The 24040-nt window shown below is 64.5% G+C and carries 22 protein-coding genes; 14 read left to right on the forward strand and 8 right to left on the reverse strand.

Features of this window, described 5'->3' with window-relative positions; all coding sequences use genetic code 11:
- Positions 1–41: 41 nt before the first annotated feature.
- From NOX35_RS23970 to NOX35_RS23990, 5 genes are all read left to right on the forward strand, one after another.
- Entirely contained in the window at positions 42–1844 is a 1803-nt protein-coding gene (locus tag NOX35_RS23970) for a lysoplasmalogenase family protein (RefSeq protein ID WP_256496960.1), read from the forward strand.
- 389 nt (positions 1845–2233) lie between these two features.
- Complete coding sequence (locus NOX35_RS23975; RefSeq protein ID WP_182284715.1) at positions 2234–2431, forward strand: hypothetical protein; 198 nt, start codon at positions 2234–2236, stop codon at positions 2429–2431.
- Between the two features lie 236 nt (positions 2432–2667).
- A complete protein-coding gene (locus NOX35_RS23980; protein WP_182284716.1) occupies positions 2668–2991 on the forward strand; it encodes a hypothetical protein in 324 nt (107 codons plus the stop codon).
- 12 nt (positions 2992–3003) lie between these two features.
- Positions 3004–5751: a magnesium-translocating P-type ATPase gene (gene mgtA, locus NOX35_RS23985; RefSeq protein ID WP_256494990.1), complete on the forward strand. Its 2748-nt coding sequence runs from the start codon at positions 3004–3006 to the stop codon at positions 5749–5751.
- A gap of 104 nt (positions 5752–5855) precedes the next feature.
- On the forward strand, positions 5856–6575 hold the full coding sequence (locus NOX35_RS23990) for an MgtC/SapB family protein (protein WP_182284718.1): 720 nt from the start codon (positions 5856–5858) through the stop codon (positions 6573–6575).
- A gap of 168 nt (positions 6576–6743) precedes the next feature.
- On the opposite strand, the gene ruvB is transcribed toward NOX35_RS23990, so the two are convergent.
- Complete coding sequence (gene ruvB / locus NOX35_RS23995) at positions 6744–7841, reverse strand: Holliday junction branch migration DNA helicase RuvB (protein WP_256494991.1); 1098 nt, start codon at positions 7839–7841, stop codon at positions 6744–6746.
- Positions 7842–7982: 141 nt separating this feature from the next.
- On the opposite strand from ruvB, the gene NOX35_RS24000 reads away from it, so the two are divergent.
- Entirely contained in the window at positions 7983–8516 is a 534-nt protein-coding gene (locus NOX35_RS24000; protein WP_256494992.1) for a peroxiredoxin, read from the forward strand.
- A gap of 13 nt (positions 8517–8529) precedes the next feature.
- On the opposite strand, the gene NOX35_RS24005 is transcribed toward NOX35_RS24000, so the two are convergent.
- Positions 8530–10092, reverse strand: coding sequence for a serine protease (locus NOX35_RS24005; RefSeq protein WP_256494993.1), 1563 nt, complete (start codon positions 10090–10092; stop codon positions 8530–8532).
- A gap of 36 nt (positions 10093–10128) precedes the next feature.
- Positions 10129–10704 carry a Holliday junction branch migration protein RuvA gene (gene ruvA / locus NOX35_RS24010; protein ID WP_003068733.1) on the reverse strand — a complete coding sequence of 192 codons (576 nt, stop codon included), beginning with the start codon at positions 10702–10704 and terminating at the stop codon, positions 10129–10131.
- Between the two features lie 49 nt (positions 10705–10753).
- Between ruvA and NOX35_RS24015 the strand changes: the two genes are divergently transcribed.
- The 6 genes from NOX35_RS24015 (at position 10754) to NOX35_RS24040 (ending at position 15715) form a co-directional block, all read left to right on the forward strand.
- Entirely contained in the window at positions 10754–11764 is a 1011-nt protein-coding gene (locus NOX35_RS24015) for a PhoH family protein (RefSeq protein WP_182284723.1), read from the forward strand.
- A 49-nt stretch (positions 11765–11813) separates the two neighbouring features.
- Positions 11814–12272, forward strand: a complete 459-nt coding sequence (ybeY, locus tag NOX35_RS24020; RefSeq protein WP_182284724.1) for an rRNA maturation RNase YbeY — start codon at positions 11814–11816, stop codon at positions 12270–12272.
- A gap of 18 nt (positions 12273–12290) precedes the next feature.
- On the forward strand, positions 12291–13805 hold the full coding sequence (locus NOX35_RS24025) for a sensor histidine kinase (protein ID WP_182284725.1): 1515 nt from the start codon (positions 12291–12293) through the stop codon (positions 13803–13805).
- Between the two features lie 7 nt (positions 13806–13812).
- Complete coding sequence (locus NOX35_RS24030) at positions 13813–14439, forward strand: response regulator transcription factor (RefSeq protein ID WP_182284726.1); 627 nt, start codon at positions 13813–13815, stop codon at positions 14437–14439.
- A 91-nt stretch (positions 14440–14530) separates the two neighbouring features.
- A complete protein-coding gene (locus NOX35_RS24035; protein WP_182284727.1) occupies positions 14531–15025 on the forward strand; it encodes a heme-binding protein in 495 nt (164 codons plus the stop codon).
- An 18-nt stretch (positions 15026–15043) separates the two neighbouring features.
- Positions 15044–15715 carry an outer membrane protein gene (locus tag NOX35_RS24040; RefSeq protein WP_256494996.1) on the forward strand — a complete coding sequence of 224 codons (672 nt, stop codon included), beginning with the start codon at positions 15044–15046 and terminating at the stop codon, positions 15713–15715.
- Positions 15716–15776: 61 nt separating this feature from the next.
- Here NOX35_RS24040 and NOX35_RS24045 read toward each other — a convergent pair whose 3' ends face one another.
- On the reverse strand, positions 15777–16760 hold the full coding sequence (locus NOX35_RS24045) for a tripartite tricarboxylate transporter substrate binding protein (RefSeq protein WP_182284729.1): 984 nt from the start codon (positions 16758–16760) through the stop codon (positions 15777–15779).
- Positions 16761–16940: 180 nt separating this feature from the next.
- Here NOX35_RS24045 and NOX35_RS24050 point away from each other — a divergent pair, with 180 nt between their 5' ends.
- Positions 16941–17705, forward strand: a complete 765-nt coding sequence (locus tag NOX35_RS24050) for a sulfite exporter TauE/SafE family protein (protein ID WP_182284730.1) — start codon at positions 16941–16943, stop codon at positions 17703–17705.
- 102 nt (positions 17706–17807) lie between these two features.
- Here the strand turns inward: NOX35_RS24050 and dbpA are convergent, their stop codons facing one another.
- Complete coding sequence (gene dbpA, locus NOX35_RS24055; protein WP_256494997.1) at positions 17808–19217, reverse strand: ATP-dependent RNA helicase DbpA; 1410 nt, start codon at positions 19215–19217, stop codon at positions 17808–17810.
- 163 nt (positions 19218–19380) lie between these two features.
- On the opposite strand from dbpA, the gene NOX35_RS24060 reads away from it, so the two are divergent.
- Complete coding sequence (locus NOX35_RS24060) at positions 19381–20706, forward strand: amidohydrolase (protein ID WP_182284732.1); 1326 nt, start codon at positions 19381–19383, stop codon at positions 20704–20706.
- Between the two features lie 31 nt (positions 20707–20737).
- Here NOX35_RS24060 and NOX35_RS24065 read toward each other — a convergent pair whose 3' ends face one another.
- The 3 genes from NOX35_RS24065 to NOX35_RS24075 are packed head-to-tail and all read right to left on the reverse strand — an operon-like array spanning position 20738 to position 23993.
- Positions 20738–22519, reverse strand: a complete 1782-nt coding sequence (locus NOX35_RS24065) for a dipeptidase (protein ID WP_256494998.1) — start codon at positions 22517–22519, stop codon at positions 20738–20740.
- 53 nt (positions 22520–22572) lie between these two features.
- On the reverse strand, positions 22573–23022 hold the full coding sequence (dtd, locus tag NOX35_RS24070) for a D-aminoacyl-tRNA deacylase (protein ID WP_256495000.1): 450 nt from the start codon (positions 23020–23022) through the stop codon (positions 22573–22575).
- Positions 23019–23993, reverse strand: a complete 975-nt coding sequence (locus tag NOX35_RS24075; protein ID WP_256495002.1) for a cation diffusion facilitator family transporter — start codon at positions 23991–23993, stop codon at positions 23019–23021. The genes dtd and NOX35_RS24075 overlap by 4 nt, the downstream gene beginning before the upstream one ends.
- Positions 23994–24040: the final 47 nt, after the last annotated feature.

Genomic DNA, 24040 nt, shown 5'->3' on the forward strand with positions numbered 1-24040 from the left:
GCGAGGCGCCGCGCGCCGCGCCCTGCCCACAATCGATGACCATGCTCTCCCCCAGCCAAGTCATCGTTGTGGCCACGCCGGTCTTTTTTGCATTGATTGCCGTGGAATGGGCCGTCAGCCTCAGGCGCGGGCGCAATGCCTATGCGCTGGCCGATGCCATCAGCTCGCTGAACCTGGGCGTCCTGAGCCAGACCAGCGCCGTCTTCACCAAGCTGCTGACGCTGGGCATCTACACCGTCGTGGCCAGCCATGTGGCGCTGATCGAGGCCGATGCCTTCTGGCTCAGCCTGCCGGGCTGGCTGCTGGCCCTGCTGTTCTACGACCTCTGCTACTACTGGCTGCACCGCATGGGTCATGAAGTGGGCGTGCTCTGGGCCGCCCACGCCGTGCACCACCAAAGCCAGGCCTACAACCTCTCCACCGCGCTGCGCCAGACCAGCTCCGGCGCGCTGCTGGGCTGGATCTTCTATCTGCCCATGGCCCTGGCCGGCGTGCCGCCGCTGGTGTTTGCCGTGGTCGGGCTGATCGACCTGCTCTACCAGTTCTGGGTGCATACCGAGCAGGTCAGGAAGCTGGGCTGGTTCGACCGCTGGTTCTGCGCGCCCAGCAATCACCGCGTGCACCATGCCGTCAACGAGCGCTATCTGGACCGGAACTACGGCGGTATTCTCATCGTCTGGGACCGGCTCTTTGGCACTTACAAGACCGAGGACGACGAGGAGCCCTGCGTTTACGGCACGCGCGGCCTGCTCAAGAGCTGGGACCCGCTGTGGGCCAACTTCAGCGTCTACCGCCAGCTGGCGCATGACAGCTGGCACGCACGCAGCTGGATGGACAAGGTCCGCGTCTGGTTCAAGCCGCCGGGCTGGCGGCCAGCCGATGTGGCGCAGCGCTTTCCCAGGCCCGTCTTCGATCTGGACGAGCACCGCATCATCTATTCGCCTCCCATGGGCACTGGGCTGCGCTGGTTTGCCGGCCTGCAGTTCGCGGCGCTGGTTGCAGGCACTTCGGTCTTTCTCTGGCATGCCGACCAGTCGCCGCTGGCCACCAATCTGATCTGGTTCGGCGTGCTGCTCACCGGGCAATGGGCTCTGGGCGCTGCCATGCAGGGACGCATCAGTCTGTGGCTGGCGCTGATGCTGCAAAGCGGCGCACTGGCCACGGCCACGGCGGCGCTCGGTCTGCAGCCATGGCATTGGCTGTTCAAGCCCGCCACCATGGTTTTTGCTCTCATATGCATAGCTTCTTGCGCAAGTCATGCCTTGCACACAATGCAAAACCTGCCTCAAATACATGTTCAAGTGCTGCTGGCTGCTATTGTTTTTTCCATGGCTGGCGATGTCTTCCTGATGCTGGACGGACAGCTGCAAACCGGTCTGTTCATTCCCGGCCTGATCAGCTTTCTGCTGGCCCATGTCTGCTATGTCGCGCTGTTCAGGTTTGATGTGACCTGGTTTGCCGATCGCCGCGCACTGCTGCTCGTGGCTGCGATCGGCGCCACCATGTATGTCTTTCTCTGGACCCATGGCCTGCCCGCCGCCCTGCGCCTGCCCGTGGCCGCCTATGTCGGCGTCATCGCCCTGATGGCGGCGCAGGCCTGGGGACGCTATCGTCAACTGCGCAGCCGCGCCGCACTGCTGACCGCCCTGGGCGCCAGCTTTTTCATGCTCAGCGACTCCATACTGGCCATCAACCGTTTTGTGCAGCCGCTGCCCTGGTCCTCGGTGAGCGTGCTCGGCAGCTATTACGCCGCACAGGCCCTGATCGTCTGGGGCTGTGTGCGCCAATGGGCCGAGCCTGCAACCCGCCAGACCCCGACGCAATTGCAACTGAAAGCCACCTAGGGTTGACCCTGAACCCGGTCTGGACCGATAATCGGCAGATCGCAATTTCAGGAGTCCCCACGTGGACAGTGCCAGTTCAACCAGTGATTTATCGCACGCCGCAATGGCTGCGAAGCTGGCCGACTGACAGACTCCCCCGGATCGGGAGTCGTCATCGACCGCCCCGCATCCCTTGCCCCGCGCCCCTCGCAACTTGCTGTTTGGCTTCCCGACGTTCGGGGCGGCCTGCCGTGCGTAGCACGGGTAGAGCCCTCAAGCTCGCAAGCTCTGCTCATCACTGAGTTTTCGCGTCGCCATCCGCTCCGGCCTCCCGTCGGTTCATGGCCGCGCCAAAACGTTTGTGCCGCGCTGCCGCCTGGCCCGCTCCCTCAACCAATGAGGAGAAAGCCATGAGCAACCGCCTGACCCGCTCTCTGCACCAGCTGCGCCCTCTGCTGCTGCGCGCCCGCGCCACGCCCCGTCCGGCAGCGTCTGCCGCACCGGCAGCCTTGCCGCAAGCGCTGGAACGGACGCTGGAACTCGATGCACTGACCAGTTGGCCCACGCATCGCATCCGCAGCTTTCTGAGCAGCCGCATCGTGCGCTGATCCGACCCATCGCGGACCGGCTCCAACCCGCATTTCATTCACTTTTAACCAAGGAACACGTATGGATCCCGACCCTAGCCGATCTTGCAGCGCGCCCCGTGCGGCGCGCTGTCAAGCCATTGGCCTGCGTGTGAGCTTGATGGCTACACGCAGGGACTGGAACCCCGTCCCGGGGCTGGACGCCTGATGCAGTAGCAGCGGCGGGCAGCTCCCGGGCCACCCCAAGGAGTATGCCCATGCAACGCCTCGCCTGGCTGCGCGTGCTGCAACGCAGCCGCCCCGCCCCCCGCTTCAATGACTCTACCCGCCACCATGGCCTGACCCATGCCGTGATCTCGGCACTGACAGAGCGCCGCACCGACGTGCTGCGCCACCTGGTCGACCGCCATGCCGCGCCCATCATGGCCCGCGCCATGGCCAATCTCAGCATCCGCCAGCGCGCCGATGCCCTGTCGCTGCTGACCCAGGAGCAGCGCAGCCGCATCGACAACCAGTTGCGCGCCAGCCAGGCACAGCGGCCCTGGAAACGATTCGGCACCTCCGGCAAGACGCTGCACTGACAGGAGGCCGTGATGCAGACTCTCAAGAACCTGTTCCGGGCCTTTTTGCGCAGCCACCGCCTGGCCGGCCTCTTCGGGCGCCGGCCGATGCCCGCTGGCGGCCCCTCCACCGCCGTCACCGTGCCACCGGCACAGGTACAGGCCCTGCAATCCGCCGCCTGCAGCCCCGTGTCTGGGCTGCTGCAGCAGCTGGACACATCGAGCCGGGGCCTGAGCCCCGAGCAGGCCCGGCAGCGCCAGCTGCGCCATGGGCCCAACGAGGTAGCGCATGAAAAGCCCCTGCCCGCATGGCAGCACCTGTGGCATTGCTACCGCAACCCCTTCAATCTGCTGCTGACGCTGCTGGCCGTGGTCTCCTATGTCACCGAGGACGAGAAAGCCACCATCGTCATCGCCAGCATGGTGCTGCTGTCCACGCTGCTGCGCTTTGTCCAGGAGGGCCGCTCCCGGCGTGCGGCCGCGCGTCTGCAGGCCCTGGTGAGCAACCGCGTCACCGTGCGCCGCAAGACCGATGCATCGGCCGCAGACTTTCGCGACAGCGGCGGAGGCCATGACACCTCGCTGTCCGAGCTGCCCATGCGCGAACTGGTTCCCGGAGACATCGTGGCCCTGTCGGCCGGCGACATGATCCCGGCCGACTGCCGCCTGCTGTCCGCCAAGGACCTGTTCGTGAGCCAGGCAGCCATGACCGGCGAATCGCTGCCCGTGGAAAAGGATGCGCGCACCTTGGCTGCCCTGCAGGCGGGCCAGTTGCTGGAAGCCGGCAACCTGCTCTTCATGGGCAGCAATGTAGTCTCGGGCACGGCCATGGCCGTGGTCGTTGCCACGGGCAACCAGACCTATTTCGGCACGCTGGCAGCGCGCATCACCCACCAGGACCGCACGGCCACGGCCTTCGAACAGGGCGTGAACAGCGTCAGCTGGCTGCTGATCCGCTTCGCGGCCGTGATGGTGCCCGTGGTGCTGTTCATCAACGGCTACACCAAGGGCGACTGGGGCGAGGCCTTTTTATTCGCGCTGTCGGTGGCCGTGGGCCTGACGCCCGAGATGCTGCCGATGATCGTCACCTCCACGCTGGCCAAGGGCGCCGTGGTGCTGTCGCGCCAGAAGGTAATGGTCAAGCGCCTGGACGCGATTCAGAACTTTGGCGCCATGGATGTGCTGTGCACCGACAAGACCGGCACGCTGACGCAGGACCGCATCGCGCTGGAGCGCCATACCGACGTGCAAGGCCGTCCCAGCGACGAGGTGCTGCAGTTCGCCTACCTCAACAGCTACTACCAGACCGGGCTCAAGAACCTGCTGGACCGTGCCGTGCTCGAGCATGTGGAGCTGCACACGCGGCTGCATGTCAACGAGGACTACCGCAAGGTCGACGAAATCCCCTTCGACTTCCAGCGCCGGCGCATGTCCGTGGTGGTAGCCGAGCGCGACCACCACCACGAGCTGATCTGCAAGGGCGCGGTCGAGGAAATCCTGCAGGCCTGCACGCATATCCGGGACAGCGGGCCAGACAGCGAGACCGTGCAGGCCCTCACGCCCGAGCGCCGCGAGCAGGTGCGCGCAGTCACCGAAGGCCTGAACAGCGAGGGGCTGCGCGTGGTGGCCGTGGCCATGAAGGAAGTGCCGCCCGACAAGAACACCTACGGCATCGCCGACGAGTCCGGACTGACCCTGATCGGCTATGTGGCCTTTCTCGACCCGCCCAAAGAATCCACCCAGGCCGCCATTGCTGCGCTGCTGCAGCATGGTGTGACAGTCAAGGTGCTGACGGGCGACAACGAGCTGGTGGCACGCAAGGTCTGCCGCGACGTGGGCCTGCAGGTGGACGAGGCGATTGTCGGCAACGACATCGAAGCCATGGACGAGGAGCAGCTGCGCCGCACGGTGGAGTCACACCTGCTGTTCGCCCGCCTGACGCCGCTGCACAAGGAGCGCATCGTACGAGCACTGCGAGCCAACGGCCATGTCACGGGCTTTATGGGCGACGGCATCAACGACGCGCCCGCGCTGCGCGCCGCCGATATCGGCATCAGCGTCGACAGCGGTGTGGACATCGCCCGCGAAGCGGCCGACATCATCCTGCTGGAGAAAAACCTGATGGTGCTGGAGCAGGGCGTGCTCGAAGGACGCCGCACTTTCAGCAATATGCTCAAGTACATCCGTATGACGGCCAGCTCCAACTTCGGCAATGTGTTCTCGGTGCTGATCGCCTCGGCCTTCATCCCGTTCCTGCCCATGCTGCCCATGCAGCTGCTGATGCAGAACCTGCTCTACGACCTGTCGCAGATCGCCATTCCCTTCGACAACGTGGATGAGGAAATGGTGGCCAGGCCGCTGCGCTGGGACCCTCAGGACCTGGGCCGTTTCATGCTTTTCTTCGGCCCCATCAGTTCGCTGTTCGACGTGCTCACCTTCGCGCTGATGTGGTTCGTCTTCCACGCCAGCACGGCCGCAGAGCAAAGCCTGTTCCAATCGGGCTGGTTCGTGGTGGGACTGCTGACGCAGACGCTGATCGTGCACATGATCCGCACGCCCAGGATTCCCTTTGTGCAAAGCCGTGCCTCCTGGCCCTTGCTGGCCGCCACGGCGGCCATCATGGCCACTGGCATCTTCCTGCCCATGGGCCCGCTGGCGGAGAATTTCAAGCTGCAGGCCCTGCCGCTCGGCTATTTCCCCTGGCTCATCGTCATATTGCTGGCCTATGCTGTGCTGACCACGCTGCTCAAGCGCGTCTATATCCGCAAGTACGGCTGGTGAGCTCCGAGCCGCTTCGCATCTGCCCCGCAGGGGGATGCAGCAGCCCGGGCCGCATGTTTCATGAACCCAGGCATTGATCAACCGGCAATAACAATCACAACTTCATGCAATCCCTACAGAACTTCAATCTGCTCGCCACGCTGAACACAGTGCTGTGTCTTCTCGTGGCCTTTGTCTGCGGCAGCATCATCGGCCTTGAGCGCCAGATACGCCAGCGCACGGCTGGCCTGCGCACCAATACCCTGGTGGCCGTGGGCGCTGCCGTGTTCGTCGACCTGGCCATGCGCGTCTCGGGAGCAGACGGCGCCACGCGCGTCATCTCCTATGTGGTTTCGGGCGTGGGCTTTCTGGGCGCGGGCGCCATCATGAAGGAAGGCGCCAACATCACGGGGCTGAACACCGCCGCCACGCTATGGGGCTCGGCCGCCGTGGGCGCCTGCGCGGGCGCGGGCCTGCTGCCCGAGGCCGGCCTTGCCACCTTGTTCGTGCTGGCCAGCAACACCTTGCTGCGCCCCGTGGTCAACTACATCAACCGCCATCCCGTGGCCGAGCATGCCAGCGAGGCCACCTACTATGTCTATGTGATCTGCGGCCAGCAAGCCCAGGCCGATGTGCGCGAAGGCATGCAGGAGCTGCTGGAAGCGGCCAACTACCCGGTGCGCACGGTGGAAAAGCACGAGATCCCACCGCACAATACCGAAATCGAGGCCGAGCTGTTCGCCACGGCCGTGCATGCCGAGGAGCTGGACCAGGTGGTCACGCAGATCGAAGCCTTGCCCGGCGTGCTGCAGGCCTTCTGGAACGCCGGACCGCAGAATAATTGACCCCATGAGCCGCTACGCGGCTTCCCGCTGCACCTCGCCCCCAAGGGGGACGACGCCCTCGCCTCGTGGCGGCCCCGCCTGGGCGGCCCCGCCACGAGGCGGCTCTTGCTCGGCGTCTCTGGCATTGGCCGTGCCAGTTCTTGGCCACGCCGGTTTTAGCGGCAGCGCTTACGTGGCCGAATCGTCTGCGGGGACCTGCAAGCCCAGATGGCGGTAGGCTGCCTGCGTGGCCATGCGCCCGCGCGGCGTGCGCTGCAAAAAGCCTTGCTGGATCAGATAGGGCTCGATCACATCCTCGATGGTGCCCGATTCCTCGCCGATACTCGCGGCGATATTGTCCAGGCCTACCGGGCCGCCGTCGAAGCGATGCACCACGGCCTCGAGCAGCTTGCGGTCCATGATGTCAAAGCCCTGGGGGTCCACATCGAGCATGGCCAGCGCCTTGTCGGCAATCTCGCGCGTGATGCGGCCGTCGCCCTTGACGTCGGCATAGTCGCGCACGCGGCGCAGCAGGCGGTTGGCGATACGCGGCGTGCCGCGCGAGCGGCGCGCAATCTCGAAGCAGCCTTCCTCGTCAATCGGCGCATTGAGCAGGCCTGCGCTGCGCTTGACGATGCGCGAGAGTTCCTCGGAGGTGTAGAACTCCAGCCGCGCCACGATGCCGAAGCGATCGCGCAGCGGGTTGGTGAGCATGCCGGCGCGCGTGGTCGCGCCCACCAGCGTGAAGGGCTGCAGGTCAAGCTTGATGGAGCGTGCGGCCGGGCCTTCGCCGATCATGATGTCGATCTGATAGTCCTCCAGCGCCGGGTAGAGGATTTCCTCTACCACCGGGCTCAGGCGGTGAATTTCGTCGATGAACAGCACATCGTTGGGCTCGAGATTGGTGAGCAGCGCCGCCAGATCCTTGGGTTTTTCCAGCACCGGGCCGCTGGTCTGGCGCAGGTTCACGCCCAGCTCCGCCGCGATGATGTGGGACAGCGTGGTCTTGCCCAGGCCCGGCGGGCCGAACAGCAGCACATGATCAAGGGCCTCGCTGCGCTTCTTGGCGGCGCCAATAAAGATCTCGAGCTGCTCGCGCGCCTTGGCCTGGCCCACATATTCGTCGAGCTGCTTGGGACGCAGGGCGCGCTCCAGCGCCTCTTCGCCCTGGGACGAATGCCCGGCCGAGACCATGCGCGGCGCAACCGCCTCGGGGTCGGCGGCCGCGCTTCTGGCCTTGCGTGCAGGTGCGGGGCTGGCCGCAAATTCGTCCACATGAATCGTCATGGCGGCAATTGTGCCCCAAGCCAGGTCGGAGCACTGATTAAAAATACAGGGGAAAACAAAATCCCACAGTTGCAGCTCCCACGTTGATGGCCGGCCCCGGGCTTTGCGCACAATGGCGGCAAAGACCTCAGGAGCTTTTTCATGCGTATTCACACCCTGGCCTGTACGGCCGCCCTGTTTTGCCTGTCCGTCTCGGCCCAGGCCGCGCTCAAGCCCGGCGATGCGGCCCCGAGCTTCAAGACGCCCGCCGCCGTGGCCGGCAAGGCCTTTGACTTCGATATGGCCGAGGCGCTCAAGAAAGGACCGGTGGTGCTGTATTTCTTCCCCAAGGCCTTCACCCAGGGCTGCACGCTGGAAGCCCATGCCTTTGCCGAAGCCACGCCCCAGTTCGCTGCCATGAAAGCCACGGTGGTGGGCATGTCGCATGACGATATCGACACCCTCAAGCGCTTTTCCACCGAGGCCTGCCGCGACCAGTTTGCCGTGGCATCGGACCCGAAGGCCGTCACCATCAAGGCCTATGACGCGGGGGCTGCCGCCAACCCGGCCAGGGCCGACCGCATCTCCTATGTGGTGGGCCAGGACGGCAAGGTGAAGTTCGCCCTTGTCAGCAGCGACCCGCTGGCCCATGTGGTGCAGACCAAGGCAGCCGTCAAGCAGCTGCAGGGGAAATAGGCCCGGCCCTCGATCACTGTGCCAGCCAGTTCCCGATCTGGCTGCTGAAGGTCCGGTCGAAGCGGCTGTAGACGTCGGAGCCGCCGCTGACCGTGCACGAGCTGCTGCCGCCTGACAACGTGCCCACGACGCGTCCGCCCGCAAACATGGCCGAGCCGCTGCTGCCGCCTTCGGTCACGCCCTTGCTCCAGCCAACGTTCACAAAATCGCTCTGGGCATTGCCTGGGTTGCAGGTGATGCTGCCGGCGCTCAAGCTGCAGTTTCGGTAGCTCTGCACCTGGCCTTCGCTGTATTTGAGCAAGTCTCCCTGCGGGTGATGCAGGCCGTATATGGCCGTCCCCGTCACCGCCGTTCCTCTCGCATCCCAGCCGGCCAGAGTCGCACCGGCGGGCGCTGCGTCATTGAGCCGCATCAGCGTGGCATCGTGCGCCGCCGTCGCATACAGCAAGGTGGCACCGCGCTGCAGCGCCGTGGTCTGGGCAGTGGGCTCGAAGCTGTTGCAGCTGGCCGAGCGGAAGAACCAGTCCGTGCGCAGCGAGGTGGCCGATGCCTGGGTCGAGATGCAGTGATTGGCCGACAGGAAATACGGCGTTAAATCGCGCCGCGTGTTGTTCAGCAGAGTGCCCGTGCAGTAGTAATAGCGATTGTCGGAGCCCACATAGGTCATGCGCGCCACGGCATTGCGCTCGGTGGCGTACTGATCGGCGCAGCTGGCATCGAGCTCGCAACCCGCGGCATCGCCCACATTTCTGGGCACGAGGCTGTCGCGCAGCTCCAGCTCCGTGGGCAGGGCCAGGTTGACATAGGCATGGGTGAGCGTGGGAATGGCAATGCGCAGCTGCGATGTCGACAATCCTGCAGGCAGTCCAATCTCCAGCGTGACCTCATCGGCTCCCAGATCGGGGGTCCACCAGATGCCGGCCGCCCGGGTGTCGCCGTCGGCGCGGCGGTTGCGCGCAATGGCCTCATTGATGGCCTGGCCCGTGGTCTCGAACCCGGTCTTGCTGCGATCCTTGCGGTACAGCCTGAGTTCGGCGGCATCGGGCATGGCATCGACCACCAGGCCCAGCCGCAGGCCATGGGCGCCGGCCGAGGTGATGCTGATCGCCGCCACCTGCCCTCCATCCGGGGTCTGGGACCAGTGCAGCGCGCGCGCCATATCGCCTGTGGACTGCAGCGAAGACAGCTCGCGCGGCGCCCCGATCTGCATGGGCAGGCCGGGCATGGGCATGACCGGCGAAGGTGCGTCACTCCACTGCGGCAATGCCAGGCTGACGGCCTTGGGCCGCACCGCCACGGATGCCACCGCCACGCCTTTGGTCGCCGCCGCAGCCTGGGCAGCAGGTACGACCAGTGAATCCAGCACATTGGCCGTGGGCGGACCCGAAGGGGGACTGGCCTCTGGCGAGCCGCCAATGATCGCACCATTGCCGCCTCCGCTCCCTCCGCCAGGGCCGGGCCCGGGGTCCGGAGCACTGCCTCCCCCCCCACCGCCTCCGCAAGCGGTCATCAGCACCACCAGCATCAAGCTGGCGCATCGAGAGGGAATGCGCCTACCCTGTGTCCACCCATGCATAACGTGTTCTCCAAGACCGGCACAGGGCCAGCGATGCTATTTGGTCAAAGCCTTGAGCGCGAGCTTAATGCCCTCGCTCACCCCTACGTCGGGTGGGAGTTTCTTGAGGGCTGCCGAGGCTTCCTTGTCCGAGTAGCCCAGCGCCATCAGTGCCTGCAGGATATCGTTCTGGTCGTTGTTGTTGGCAAACAGCGACTGCGCACCGGTATCCGCGCCGATCTTGCCCTTGAGCTCCAGCAGCAGGCGCTCGGCGGTCTTCTTGCCGATGCCGGGCACCTTGACCAATCGCCCTGCTTGCTGCTGCGATACCGCGTCCGCGAGATCATCGATGCTCATGCCGCTGAGCACGGCCAGTGCCATGCGTGGTCCTATGCCGGTGATCTTGATGAGTTCGCGGAAAGTCTGACGTTCGCGGGCCGTTGCGAAGCCGAACAGCAGCTGGGCGTCTTCCCGCACCACAAAATGGGTCAGCAAGGCTACCTTGGCACCATTGGCGGGCAGGTTGTAGAAGGTGCTCATGGGCACCTGGACCTCATAGCCCACGCCGGCGCAGTCCACCAGGACTTCGGGCGGGTTTTTTTCCAGCAGCGTTCCAGTCAATTTGCCTATCATTGAAATCCTTTGCCGCACCGTGCGGCGATTCTTTTGAGAAATTATCCGCGTGATCCTGCGCCATACCTTCACACCCCATAACAATACGCGCCTGACCCATCTCTGCGGCCCGGCAGATGCGCATCTGCGCACCATCGAGATCGCGCTGGGCGTCAAGATCGCTCACCGTCACGAGCAGTTCAAGATCGACGGCCCCAAGGCCAAGGCCAATGAAGCACTGGAGCTGCTTCAGGCTCTCTATGAGATCGCCGACTATGTGATTGCCGAGGATACGCTGCAGCTCATGCTGGCCGGCGATGTCGAGATGCTGGAAGCCGACCTGACGGCTCCGCAATTGACTACGCGCCGCGCCGATCTGCGCGCCCGCACGCCCAATCAGGCGCTGTATCTGGAAAATATCGCCAATCACGACATCAGCTTCGGCATCGGCCCGGCCGGCACGGGAAAGACCTATCTGGCCGTAGCCTGCGCCGTGGACGCGCTGGAGCGCAGCGCCGTGCAGCGCATCGTGCTGACCCGACCCGCCGTGGAAGCCGGCGAACGCCTGGGCTTTCTGCCCGGCGACCTGACGCAGAAGGTGGACCCCTATCTGCGCCCGCTGTACGACGCGCTCTACGATCTGATGGGTTACGAGAAGGTGCAGAAGGCCTTCGAGCGCAATGCGCTGGAGATCGCACCGCTGGCCTTCATGCGCGGACGCACGTTGAACAACGCCTTCGTGATCCTGGATGAGGCGCAGAACACCACGCCCGAGCAGATGAAGATGTTTCTGACCCGCATCGGCTTTGGCGCCAAGGCCGTGGTCACGGGCGACGTGAGCCAGGTCGACCTGCCCAAGGGAGCGCCCAGCGGACTTGTCGATGCCGAGCGCGTGCTCAGGCGCGTCAAGGGCATCTCCATCAACCACTTCACCAGCGCCGACGTGGTGCGCCACCCGCTGGTGGCGCGCATTGTGGACGCCTATGACGCACGCGGCCGCGTGTCCGAAGGCACTTCGGCCCCCAAGCACCGCAGCAGCCCTCGCACGGCACGTCCGCTGCCAACAGCAGACGAGCTTTAATCAAAATTAATAGCTACTAGCGCTTACTATATAAGGGCTAAAAGCCAAAATGACCTTGAATCAACTGCAACTATCGCTGCAATTCGGCCCCAGCGCCGAGGCCGCCGCCCACCGCGAACTGCTGAGCCGCAGCCGCGTCACGCGCTGGATCCGCCATGCGCTGGCCGTGGATGCCGAGATCACGGTGCGCATCGTCGATGCCGAGGAAGGCCGCAAGCTCAACCGCGAGTACCGCCAGAAGGACTACGCGACCAATGTGCTGACCTTCGACTATCAGCAGGAGCCGACCGTGATGGCCGATCTGGTGCTCTGCGCCCCCGTGGTGGAGCGCGAGGCACAGGAGCAGAACAAGAGCCTGGAAGAGCATTACGCCCATCTGCTGGTGCATGGCACGCTGCATGCCCAGGGCTGGGATCACGAGACCAGCGAGGAAGACGCGGAAGAGATGGAGGCTTACGAGACCGACATCATGAAGGAGATGGGTTACGAAGACCCTTACGCCAAGTAAGTCACGACAACTCCGGCCATGATCATCCCCCACTGGAGCCGCCCCCTGGCCTGGCTGCTGGCCTGGGCCCTGGTAGCCATTGCGGGCGCAGGCTGGCTCGTGCATGCGCGGTTGCTGGCCTTGGAGGATGCATTCGTGACGGATGCGCGCATCGTGCACCGGCTGCTGAGCCAGCGCGCCGTGCAACACGATGCGGTGATGGCCATGCTGCCCCTGCTGCAGCCACCTGCGGAAGACCAAAGTGCCAAGGTAGCCCTGCCGCTGCCGCGCCTGCCTGCTGCCTATCCGCAGATCATCGAGGTACTGCGCCGCCTGCCGGACAGCAGTTGGCCGGCTGACTGGCCCCATGACCTGGGTGCCGCGCTGGATATGGCCGAGGCGCGCTCGCTGCAAAGCGGCCATGCCGAACTGGCCCGGGCCGACCTGCCCAGAGGCCGGGTATGGCTGGCGCTTGCTGGCCCAGCCGCCGACCACGCCCTGCTGCTGGATCTGCATGCCACCATTCCCTGGGACGAGTGGCCCATGGATGCCCAGACCAGTCCAGTGCGCGTGCGGCTTCAGTATCAGGGACAGGTCTTTACCGTGCAGGCCGGGCGGCAACTGGAGCGCGGCTGGCATTACGACTTTCACAAGCTGCTGGCCTCGCAGAGCCAGCCTTTCGATGTGATGCTGGAGCGCGACGTGGGCTGGAGCGAGCTGCCCTGGGCCATCATGCTGGCCTGGGCGGCGGCCAGCGCTGCAGCAATGGCCGCGCTGCGCACCCTGCGGCGCCAGCGCGTGGCCACACGCCGGGCAGAAGAGCTGTTGCGTCTGGGCCAGGTCGCCCGCCTCAACCAGCTCGGCGAACTGGCCGCGGGTATGGCACATGAACTCAACCAGCCGCTGACCGCGCTGCTGGCCAATACCCAGGCGGCGCAGCGCCTGCTGGGCGATGAGGAGCCAGATCTGGGCATGGCGCGCCATGCCATGAATCAGGCCGTGGCCCAGGCAAGGCGCGCCAGTGCCGTCGTGGGACGCCTGCGCCGCGTGGTCGAGCGGCCCGATCTGTCAGGTCAGGTCCAGACTCTGCCCCTTCCCACCGCCGTGCATGATGCACTGCACCTGCTGGAGCCCGAACTGCGCCGCCGCAGCATTGCCGTGCAGGTGGATGCACCCGCAGACCTGCCAGCCGTGCGCGCCGAGCCTGTGGCCTTGCAACAGATCATCCACAACTTGGTGATGAATGCGCTGCAGGCCATGGAGCAGACCGAGCCCGGCCAGCGCCGCTTGCGCCTCACGCTGAGCCCCCAGGGCGCGCGAGTCCTGCTGAGCGTGCGCGACACCGGCCCCGGCGTCGCGCCCGAGGCGCGAGCGCGCTTGTTCACGCCGTTCTACACCACACGCTCCGGGGGCCTGGGATTGGGCCTGTCGCTGTCGGAAAGCCTGGCGCAGGCGATGGGAGGCGAGCTCACGCTGGCGTCCCCCTCTCCTTCGCCAGCCGACTGGCCTGGAGCCGAATTCCATCTGCTGCTCCCGCTGGCCCACCAGCCTTGAACGCGCCATGACCTCTTCCCTCTCGCCCTTGATTCACCTTGTGGACGACGATGCCGCCGTGCGCGACAGCCTGGCTCTGCTCATAGGTACGGTAGGCCTGCGCGTCCAGACCTGGGCCGATCCGCATGCCTTTCTCGCCGAATTCGACCGCAGCGACGTGGGCGCCATCGTGCTCGACGTGCGCATGCCTGGCACCAGCGGGCTGGCAGTGCTGGACAGGCTGGTGGCACAAGGGGTGGATCAGCCTGTGATCATGCTCACGGGCCATGGAACCGTGGAGATGTGCCGCCGCGCCTTCAAGGCCGGGGCTGCGGAATTCCTTGAGAAGCCGGTCGATGACGAGCTGCTCATCGAGGCGCTGCAAGCCTCCGTGCGCCAGCATGTGCGCTCGCGCGATCGCCACCAGGCCGACCGGCAGGCGCGCGAGCGTTATGCACAGCTCTCGAGCCGCGAATGCGAGGTGCTGGGGCTGATCGTGGAGGGCCTCACCAACAAGGAGATCGGCCGCGCGCTGTCGCTCTCGCCGCGCACGGTGGAGACCCACCGCGCCAACCTGTTCGCCAAGCTGGAGACCGACTCGCTGGCCATGCTCATCCGGCGCTACGCGGCCCTGGTCGAGGACGCCGCTCCGTAGTTCTACGGAGGTAGGCGCGTAGCCTGCCGCATGGACGCCCGGGTGGCGTTTTTCTACAGTTGCGTTCATACCCATCCACCCGGAAAAACGCATGAAGCACACTCTGACACTTGCCGCCCTGACTCTGGCCACCCTGACCGCCGGCACCGCCAGCGCCCAGGCCGTGCGCACGGAAAAGACTATGTCGCTGGAGCTGGCCAACCAGATCGCCGCCCAGTCCGTCGCGGCCTGCACCGCCAACAGCTATGCCGTGACCGCCACCGTGGTCGATCGCGCCGGCGGCGTGCGCGCCGTGCAGCGTGCCGACAATGCCGGCCCGCACACCGTGGAAGCCAGCCGCGAAAAGGCCTTCACCTCGGCATCGGCCAAGGCGCCAACGCTTGCCATCATGGAAAACTCCCAGAAGAACGCCGGTGCAGCCAACCTCAAGGACATCCCCGGCTTCCTGCTGCTGGGCGGCGGCGTGCCCGTGAAAGTGGGCAATGAGGTGATCGGTGCCGTGGGCGTGGCCGGTGCACCCGGCGGCCATCTGGACGACCAATGCGCACAGGCAGCCCTGGCCAAGGTGCAGGACCTGCTGAAGTAATCGGATCTAGGATTTTTCGTGAAATTTCAACGTATTGTCCCCCTGCTGATCCTGACTGTCGCTGGCAGCGCTTTTGCCGACGATAGCTACTACGGAGCCCTGCGAATCAATTCCGCACGCTATCAAGCCCACGACATGGACTCCAGCGCCCGCCCCGGCCTGGGCCAGTTCGTGCCTGGCGACGAGGCGAATACCGCAACAGGAGGCTCCCTGGCCCTTGGTTATCAGCTCCCGTCGAACTGGCGCGTGGAAGCCGAGTACACCCTGCCCAAGAACAATGAGTTCACCAGCGGCTCCACCCGCTTCCCCACCAGCTTCAACCACCACCAGATCCGCTCGCAGCGCCTGATGGTCAATGCATACAAGGATTTCCCCCTGAGCGCCCGGTTCTCGCTGTACGGAATGACCGGCCTGGGCCTGGCCCGTGTGGAGTCAAGCGGCTGGCAGGGCAATCCGGGCCGTCAGTACATCAGCGACACCCAGAACAATCTGGCGTACTCCGTGGGTTTTGGCGTCAGCTATTCGCCTATCCAGACGCTCAGCATCGACCTGGGCTGGCGCTATGTCGACATGGGCCAGGCCAAGAGCGGAGCCAACAACTTCGCCAACGTCCGCGGCCTGCAGGACGAGCAGATGCGTGCCAAGCTGACGGCCAGCGAAATCTCGATCGGCCTGCGTTACAGCTTCTGACCCGGTCCTCTCGAGCAAAAGAAAAGCGGCCTAGGCCGCTTTTCGCTGGTGCCTGACACCGTTACTCCACGCTCAGGCCAATGCTGCGCACCAGTTGGGCAACGCGCACATCTTCGGTCTTGATCTGTTTGGCAAACACTTGTTGGCCCTCACCCACGGGGGTGATGCCTTGCTGCAGCAGGCTCTTGCGCAGCTCGGGGTCCTTGAGCGCCTTGTCCGTATCCTGGGCGATGGCCTGGACCACGGCAGCGGGCGTGCCCTTGGGTGCGAACAAACCGAACCAGGCACCAGCCTCAAAGCCCTTGTAACTCTCGGCCAGGGCCTGCACCTGGGGCAGCAGGGCGTGTCGCTGCAGACCGGACACGGCCAGCGCCGTGAGCTTGCCGCTCTGGATCTGGGTGAGCGCCGGAGCGATCGCAATCAGCATCACATCGACCTGGCCGGCCAGCACATCCTGCAGGCCCTGAGGGCCGCCGCGATAGGGAATATGCGTGGCGAAAAAGCCTGCGCGCTGCTTGAACTGCTCCATGGCCAGATGCTGGGCGCCGCCCGTGCCCGAGGAGGCATAGTTGATCTTGCCCGGGTGGGTCTTGGCATAAGCCACAAAGTCCTGCAAGGTCTTGAAGCCCTTGCGGGGATTGGCCACCAGCACGAAGTCGGATTGGCCCAGCTTGGTCACCGGCACCAGGTCGTTCTTGACGTCATAGGGAAGGTTGCGCTGCACATTCGGCATGATGGTGATGGCGCTGTCGCCGCCCACCAGCAGGGTGTAGCCATCGGGCTGGGCCTTGACTACGGCATCCACGGCCGAGACACCGCCGGCCGCGCCCTTGTTTTCCACCACGATGGCCTGCTTCCAGTCCCTGCCCACCAGATTGCCCACCTGACGGGCCAGCAGATCCGGGGCGCTGCCGGGGCCGTTGGCCACCACCAGCCTGACGGAGCGAGCCGGAAACTCCGGCTGCTGAGCCATGGCTGCGCCCGATACACAGCTTGCAGCCAGCATGGCCCAGGCGGTGCGGGAAAGGAAACGGGGCAGATTCACGGCAAAACTCCTTAACTAAGGAGTTGATTGTCAAAACAATCACTTATTCCTCAAAATACCGTTTTCACATTCTTTTATTTCCAAAAATAATTAACTGCGCAAGAAGCGATACAGGCCATCGCCTAAGATCACGCACACAACAAGGCGCAAAGCCGATTCCCGGAATCAGGAGACAAGAACATGGAGAACCTGGGCCACCTCGCCCTTTTGCTGGCCGCAGCTTTCACGGCCGGCGCGCTCAACGCGGTCGCCGGTGGCGGCAGCTTTCTGACCCTTCCCGCGCTGGTCTTCACCGGCGTGCCGCCCGTGATTGCCAATGCCACGGGAACCGTGGCCCTGCTGCCGGGCTATATGGCCGGCGCCTGGGGCTTCAAGGACGATATGCAGTCCCCGCCGGGCCTGTCCATGAAACAGGTGGTGGCTCTGTCCCTGATCGGCGGCTCCGCCGGTGCGGCGCTGCTGCTGTTCACGCCCGACGCCACCTTCCGCAAGGTCGTGCCCTGGCTGCTGCTGGCCGCCACCGCCATGTTTGCCTTCGGGCCGCAGCTGCGCGCCTGGGCTGCGGGCAAGAACGCAGCCCATGCCACCCCATCGGTGGCCAAGGCCGCTGCAGGCATGCTGATCGTGGCCATCTATGGCGGCTACTTCAACGGTGGCCTGGGCATTTTGCTGCTGGCCTTGTTCGGCCTGCTGGGCCAGACCTCGCTCAACGCCATGAACGGCATGAAGAACCTGGTCTCAGCCCTGCTGACGGCGATTGCCGTGGTGATCTACGCCGTGGGCGGCATTGTGGAATGGAAGCAGGCCCTAGTCATGATGGTGGCCGCCACCCTGGGCGGCTATCTGGGCGCCCGCGTGGCGCGCAAGATTGCACCCCATGTCCTGCGCTGGGGCATTGTGGCCACGGGGCTGGTGATGGCAGGGCTGTTCTTCGCCAAAGGCTGAAGCGCCGCCCAAAGCAAAAAGCCTTCTCGTGACCGAGAAGGCTTTTTTGTGAGCACGCAGCGCTTGATAGATAAACGCTACAGGCCAACTTGACTGATATTTTCAGAGCAGACGAGCCTTGACCGTCTTGCCCTTGACCTTGCCTGCATTGAGCTTTGCGCAGGCCGCCGAAGCAATCTTGCGATCCACGGCCACATAGGTGGAAAAGTCGTTGACGCTGATCTTGCCGATCTGCTCGCGGCTATAGCCGAAGTCGGCGCACATGGCGCCCATCACGTCGCCGGCGCGGATCTTTTCCTTGCGCCCGCCGATGATCTGGATGGTCATCATGGGCGGCAGCAGCTCGCCACCGGCGGCAGGCGTGAGCTCGTCCACGGGGAAGAATTGCGAAGCACGGCCTTGCAACTGCTCGATCTTGCCAACGCTGCCCATCTCGTCCATGCTGACCAGATTCAGCGCCAGCCCTTCGGCATCGCCACGGCCGGTGCGGCCGATACGGTGGATATGGACCTCGGGGTCGGGGGTGACATCCACATTGATGACGGCAGACAAGTCGGCAATGTCCAGACCGCGCGCCGCCACATCGGTGGCGACCAGCACGCTGCAGCTCTTGTTGGCAAACTGCACCAGCACCTCGTCGCGCTCGCGCTGTTCCAGCTCGCCGAACAGGGCCAGAGCGCTGAAGCCCTGGGCCTGCAGCTCGCTCACCACATCGCGGCATTGCTGCTTGGTATTGCAAAAGGCAATGCTTGATTCGGGACGGAAGTGCGCCAGCAGCCTGGCCACCGTGCCCACTTTTTCTCTAGCACCGACTTCGTACCAGCGCTGCGCGATCTTGCCCGCGCTGTGCTGGGTCGCAACCTTGACGGTCTGCGGATCGCGCATGAAGCGGCTGGCCAGCGAGGCAATGCCATCGGGGTAGGTGGCCGAGAACAGCAAGGTCTGACGATCCGCCGGACATTGGCGCACCACGGTTTCGATATCGCCGAGAAAACCCATGTCCAGCATGCGATCGGCCTCGTCCAGCACCAGGGTCTTGAGGTTGCCGATGTTGAGCTTGCCGCGCTCCATCAGGTCCATCACGCGTCCAGGCGTGCCGACGACGATGTGAGCGCCGTTTTCCAGCGAGGCGATCTGGTTGCGCGAGGGCACGCCGCCATAGACGGTGACGACCTTGATATTGTCCTGCGCACGCGCCAGGCGGCGGATTTCGGTGGCGACCTGGTCGGCCAGCTCGCGCGTGGGGCACAGCACCAGGGCCTGGACGGCAAACCAGCGCGGGTTCAGGCGGTCGACCATAGGCAGGCCGAAGGCAGCCGTCTTGCCGCTGCCGGTGCTGGCCTGGGCGATCAGGTCCCTGCCCTGCAGGGTCAGCGGCAGGCTGGCGGCCTGGATGGGCGTCATCTGCGCATAGCCGAGCTGCTGGAGGTTGGCCAGCATTTCGGGGGACAGGGGCAGCGCCGAGAAAGCGGTGGAATCAGAGGCCTGGGCGGCGCTGGTGGAGGTATTCATGGGAGCGGATTATCCCGGGCCTGCGCCACAAAAGCCTTGAGCCATCGCTATTCACGGTGCCATTTGCGGGTTGCCCCTCTTCAATCCGGGGCAGACATGCTCCTAGTCTGAAAGCGCGGTCTTCATGGGCCGCCTCTGTTTGAAGCCAACCACAGACCCTCACATGCACCCTAGCCTTACCCGCAAGTTCTGCGTCGCCGCCGCGCTGGCCGCCAGTCTGACCTCGACCCAGGCCGCAGAGCTGGATCCCCAGCCGCTCAAGCCCCAGCTGCAGCAGCTGATCGCCAAGATATATCCGCAGCTGCGCGGCATCTACGAAGACCTGCATGCCAACCCCGAACTGGGTTTCCAGGAAACGCGCACCGCCGCCAAGCTGGCTGCCGAAATGCGCAAGCTGGGATTTGAAGTCACCGAGGGCATTGGCAAGACCGGCCTGGTCGCCATCTATCGCAATGGCGCGGGTCCCACCGTCATGGTGCGCACCGAGCTGGACGCCCTGCCCATGGAGGAAAAAACCGGCCTGCCCTATGCGAGCAGGGCCAAGGCCCAGTACAACGGCAAGGAGAGCTTTGTCGCCCATAGCTGCGGCCACGACATGCATATGACCAGCTGGCTGGGAACGGCCCAGGCGCTGCTGGGTCTGAAGAATCAATGGAAGGGCACGCTGATGTTCGTGGCCCAGCCGTCCGAGGAAACCGTGACCGGTGCCAAGGCCATGCTCGCCGATGGCCTGTTCCAGAAGTTCGGCAAGCCCGACTATGCCTTTGCGCTGCATACCGGCTCCATGCCTTATGGCATGGTGGGCTATGTGGCAGGGCCGGCGACCTCCAATTCGGACTCGCTGGACATCACTTTCCATGGCCGTGGCAGCCACGGCTCCATGCCGGACAAAGGCATTGACCCGGTGCTCATGGCCTCGCGCTTTGTGGTCGATGTACAGGGCGTGATCAGCCGCGAGAAAGACCCCATGGAGTTCGGAGTGGTCACCGTGGGCGCCTTCAATTCGGGCAGCGCGGGCAATATCATTCCCGACCAGGCGCGGCTGCTGGGAACGATCCGCAGCTACAAGAGCGAGGTGCGCACCAGAATGCACGAAGGCATAGAACGCACAGCCAAGGCCGAGGCCGCCATGTCGGGGGCTCCTGCGCCCGAGATCAAGCTGGTCAAAGGCTCGGATGCCGTGGTCAACGACGCGGCACTGGTAAGCCGCACGGTCAGGCTGTTCAAGGCCGCGCTCGGCGACCGCAATGTGATCCCCATCTCGCCCATCACGGCCAGCGAGGATTTCTCGGACTTCATCAATCAGGGTGTGCCATCCATGTTCTACACCCTGGGCGTGTACGACCCCAAGAAGGTGGCCGAGGCCAGTCAGCCCGGTGGCAAGCCCCTGCCCTTCAATCACTCACCCTTCTTCGCCCCAGAACCCGAACCCACGTTCAAGACCGGCGTGGAAACCATGACGCTGGCCGTCATGAACGTGATGCAGTAACCGCAAGCCAGCCCCGCCATCGGGGCTGCCGTCACTGCATTTGCTGCAGATTGCCGATGCGCACCAGCATCTCGGTGAACATCTGCATGTCCGTGCGCAGATCCGGCAGCTCCTGATACTCCAGCGCATTGTGGGCCGTGTACTTCTTGCCGGGCATCGCCGGACCGAAGTTGATGGCGTTGGGCATGAGCTTGGCCGTGGTGCTGCCTGCGGTAGGCACGGGCCTGGCATCCAGCCCCGTGGTGTCGCCAAAGATATTGAGCAAGGTGCCCAGCCACGCGCCCTTGGGGTCGCGGGCCATCCAGTTGCCCTGGGTGTACTGCACGCTGACCGGCACCTTGGCCGTATCGCTCCAGCGGGCAATGCCCTGCTCCACCTCGGCGCGCAGCTGCTCGGGCGTCTTGCCCCGCGGCATGCGCGCATTGGCCGTCACCTCCAGCCTGCCATCAACAGGCTTGATGAGATTGGGCGATAGCGTGAGCGGCCCCATGAAATCATCGGCATAGGCAATGCCCAGTTGCCGGCCCAGATAGTCCAGGCCAAACACGCCATTGATATAGCGCACGGCCTGACTGTACTGATTGGGCTGCAGCAGCGCCGCGCCCTGCTCCGGCATCAGGCTCTGCTGCAGGAACAGCGCCAGGCGCGGCACGGGATTGACCCCTTCTTCAGGACGAGAGCCGTGGGCCGACGCGCCGGTGACCTTGACCGTGACCTGGCCTTCTGCGCGCTGCACGTCGATGGCGAACTTGCCCTGCGCCTCATGCCGATGCACAAAATCATCCTTCTCCTTCGAGAGCCGCTGCGCGATCAGATCCAGCGCAGCCGCATCGGTGGCGGAGACAGTGGCGGAGGCCGTCTGCGCAATCGAGTTGGCCGAGGCGGCGCCGCTCATGGCGGTGATGGCAGGCTTGGCGGCATCCACGGCGGCATCCGCAAACAAGGCCTTGAGCGCGCCCGTGCCCTTTTCAGCGACCACGGCCGGATACTTGCTGTCCAGCACGATGTTGTACTGGGGCAGCGCAGTCTTGCTCTGGTAGTACTTCATGGCATCGCCGCCGGTTTCCTCGGTGGTCTCTATCATCAGGCGAATGCTGCGCGAGAGCGGCAGACCGCTGTCCTTGACCGCCTTCATCGCATACAGGACGGTGGCGATAGAGCCCTTGTCGTCAATCGTGCCGCGCCCATAAAGCCGATCACCCACGCGGGTGACCTGGAAAGGGTTGATCTGCTTGCCGTCCAGTACCCATTCGGCAGGCACCACCGGCACCACATCGGCATGGGTCAGAATGCCGAACTCGGTCGCCTCGCTGGCGCGATTCGCCGCATTGGCCGGCAGCGTCACCTCAAAGATGCGGTTATCCACATTGCGAAAGCGCAGCCCGAATTCGGCAGCCATGGATGCAACGAGCTTGCCGAAGTCCAGGATGGCCGGACTTTCATGCGGAGGCACCTTGGGATCGCGCACCGTGGGCAGCGCCACCATGCGCTGCAGGCTCTCCAGTACCGCTGTCTCCTGCGTCAGACGGTTGTATACCCCCAGCAATCTGGCGATATCCGCGAGCTCGCCATCCGACAGCGTCTGGCCGCGCGTATAGCGCTGCACGGCCGTCGCCACGCCAGGCTCGACCCTGACAGCCTGCTGCACAAAGGCCTTGAAGGATTCGTGCGGGGTCGCAGCGGACGATGCAATCAGTGCGTCCAGCACGGGTTTCTTCAAGGTCTGCGCCTGGACGGGCAGGCTGGCGCCTGCCAGACCCAGAATCAGACCGGCGGCGATGAGGGACAAAGAGGGCTTGCAGGATTTCTTCATGGACAGCTTTTTTTGATCTCGTGGTGATGAATGTGGTCTCAGGCCGGCTTCGCCTATTCCTGAGGCTCCATGCGCATGGGGATGGTCACGGGCCCGTCATTGACCAGATGCACCTGCATGTCGGCGGCGAACTCTCCGGTCTGAACCTGAGCGTGGGCCACCCTGGCCTGGTCCACAAAGTATTCGTAGAGGCGTCGGCCTTCGTCGGGCGCGGCGGCGGCGGTAAAGCTGGGGCGATTGCCGCCTCTGGTGTCGGCCGCCAGCGTGAACTGGCTGACCACCAGCAGTCCTCCGCCAATGTCCTGCAGGCTTTTGTTCATCTTGCCTGCCTCGTCGCTGAAGATGCGCAGCTTGAGCATCTTGGCCAGCAACTTGTCGGCCTCGGCCTCGGTATCGCCGCGCTCGGCACAGACCAGCGCCAGCAAGCCCTGGTCGATCTGGCCCGTAATACGACCGTCGACCTCCACGCGCGCCTGCTTGACGCGCTGAATCACACTCATCATGTACTGAAACCTTCCTTGGCCGTGCCTTGTGCTGCGCCGCCCAGCTCTCCGTCAGCCACTTCGCTGACCGTGTTCATGCCCATGGGCAGCAGCTCGATGCGGGCATAGAGGCCGGGAATGGCCTCCAGCAGCGCGACTTCAATCTCCGAGCGCAATTGTGCCGCCCGCTGCACGCTCCACTGGCCGGGAACATGCATATGGAAGTCCACAAAGCTGCGCTCCCCCGCCTGGCGGCTGGAGATGTTGTCAAAGCTCACACCCTCGTTGCGCTTGGCATAGCCGTCCAGCAACGTGTCAATCCTGAGACGCCGCGGCGCGTCCAGCGCCTGATCCATCAGTCCTTGCGAGGACTGCCAGACCAGTTGCACGCCCTGCACGCAGATATGCACGGCCACTGCCAGCGCCACCAGTGCATCCATCCACAGCCACCCCGTCAAGGCTGCGGCCAGCAAACCCACCACCACGCCCACCGAAGTCCAGACATCGGTCAGCAGATGCCGCGCATCGCCCTCCAGTGCCATGGAGCGGTATTTGCGTGAAGAGCGCAACATGACCCAGGCCAGCAGCCCGTTGAAGACCGTGCTGAGCACCGACAGCATCAGGCCCCAGCTCAACTGCTCCAGTGGTTGCGGGTTCCACAGCCGCGACAGCGCCGCCCAGGCAATCGCCAGGCTGGCGCCTATGACCAGCACTCCTTCGAAACCGGCCGAGAAGTACTCCGCCTTGTAATGTCCATATGGGTGCTCGGTATCCGCGGGTCGCTTGGCCACGGTCACCATGGTCAGCGCAAACATGGCACCGGCCAGATTCACAAAGGACTCCAGCGCATCGGACAACAGCCCCACCGACCCGGTCAGCCACCAGGCCAGTGTCTTGAGCACAATGGTGAGCAGCGCCACCACTACGGAGAGGCGCAGCAAGTTGTGCGGCTGCAGCCATTGTGAATGTGTTGAAACGTCAGATTTGGACATGTTCAGGTTCTAGGGCCTCTATATAACCAAGCGCTTTGATGTATCAA

The sequence above is a fragment of the Comamonas sp. C11 genome (assembly GCF_024496285.1).
GTDB lineage: Bacteria > Pseudomonadota > Gammaproteobacteria > Burkholderiales > Burkholderiaceae_C > Comamonas > Comamonas testosteroni_F.

Excerpts from the sequence above, each read along its gene's own strand:
- NOX35_RS23970 (WP_256496960.1), top strand. The coding sequence starts at position 42 with ATGCTCTCCCCCAGCCAAGTCATCGTTGTGGCCACGCCGGTCTTTTTT.
- NOX35_RS23975 (WP_182284715.1), top strand. The coding sequence starts at position 2,234 with ATGAGCAACCGCCTGACCCGCTCTCTGCACCAGCTGCGCCCTCTGCTG.
- NOX35_RS23980 (WP_182284716.1), top strand. The coding sequence starts at position 2,668 with ATGCAACGCCTCGCCTGGCTGCGCGTGCTGCAACGCAGCCGCCCCGCC.
- mgtA (WP_256494990.1), top strand. The coding sequence starts at position 3,004 with ATGCAGACTCTCAAGAACCTGTTCCGGGCCTTTTTGCGCAGCCACCGC.
- NOX35_RS23990 (WP_182284718.1), top strand. The coding sequence starts at position 5,856 with ATGCAATCCCTACAGAACTTCAATCTGCTCGCCACGCTGAACACAGTG.
- ruvB (WP_256494991.1), bottom strand. The coding sequence starts at position 7,841 with ATGACGATTCATGTGGACGAATTTGCGGCCAGCCCCGCACCTGCACGC.
- NOX35_RS24000 (WP_256494992.1), top strand. The coding sequence starts at position 7,983 with ATGCGTATTCACACCCTGGCCTGTACGGCCGCCCTGTTTTGCCTGTCC.
- NOX35_RS24005 (WP_256494993.1), bottom strand. The coding sequence starts at position 10,092 with ATGCATGGGTGGACACAGGGTAGGCGCATTCCCTCTCGATGCGCCAGC.
- ruvA (WP_003068733.1), bottom strand. The coding sequence starts at position 10,704 with ATGATAGGCAAATTGACTGGAACGCTGCTGGAAAAAAACCCGCCCGAA.
- ybeY (WP_182284724.1), top strand. The coding sequence starts at position 11,814 with ATGACCTTGAATCAACTGCAACTATCGCTGCAATTCGGCCCCAGCGCC.
- NOX35_RS24025 (WP_182284725.1), top strand. The coding sequence starts at position 12,291 with ATGATCATCCCCCACTGGAGCCGCCCCCTGGCCTGGCTGCTGGCCTGG.
- NOX35_RS24030 (WP_182284726.1), top strand. The coding sequence starts at position 13,813 with ATGACCTCTTCCCTCTCGCCCTTGATTCACCTTGTGGACGACGATGCC.
- NOX35_RS24035 (WP_182284727.1), top strand. The coding sequence starts at position 14,531 with ATGAAGCACACTCTGACACTTGCCGCCCTGACTCTGGCCACCCTGACC.
- NOX35_RS24050 (WP_182284730.1), top strand. The coding sequence starts at position 16,941 with ATGGAGAACCTGGGCCACCTCGCCCTTTTGCTGGCCGCAGCTTTCACG.
- dbpA (WP_256494997.1), bottom strand. The coding sequence starts at position 19,217 with ATGAATACCTCCACCAGCGCCGCCCAGGCCTCTGATTCCACCGCTTTC.
- NOX35_RS24060 (WP_182284732.1), top strand. The coding sequence starts at position 19,381 with ATGCACCCTAGCCTTACCCGCAAGTTCTGCGTCGCCGCCGCGCTGGCC.
- NOX35_RS24065 (WP_256494998.1), bottom strand. The coding sequence starts at position 22,519 with ATGAAGAAATCCTGCAAGCCCTCTTTGTCCCTCATCGCCGCCGGTCTG.
- dtd (WP_256495000.1), bottom strand. The coding sequence starts at position 23,022 with ATGATGAGTGTGATTCAGCGCGTCAAGCAGGCGCGCGTGGAGGTCGAC.
- NOX35_RS24075 (WP_256495002.1), bottom strand. The coding sequence starts at position 23,993 with ATGTCCAAATCTGACGTTTCAACACATTCACAATGGCTGCAGCCGCAC.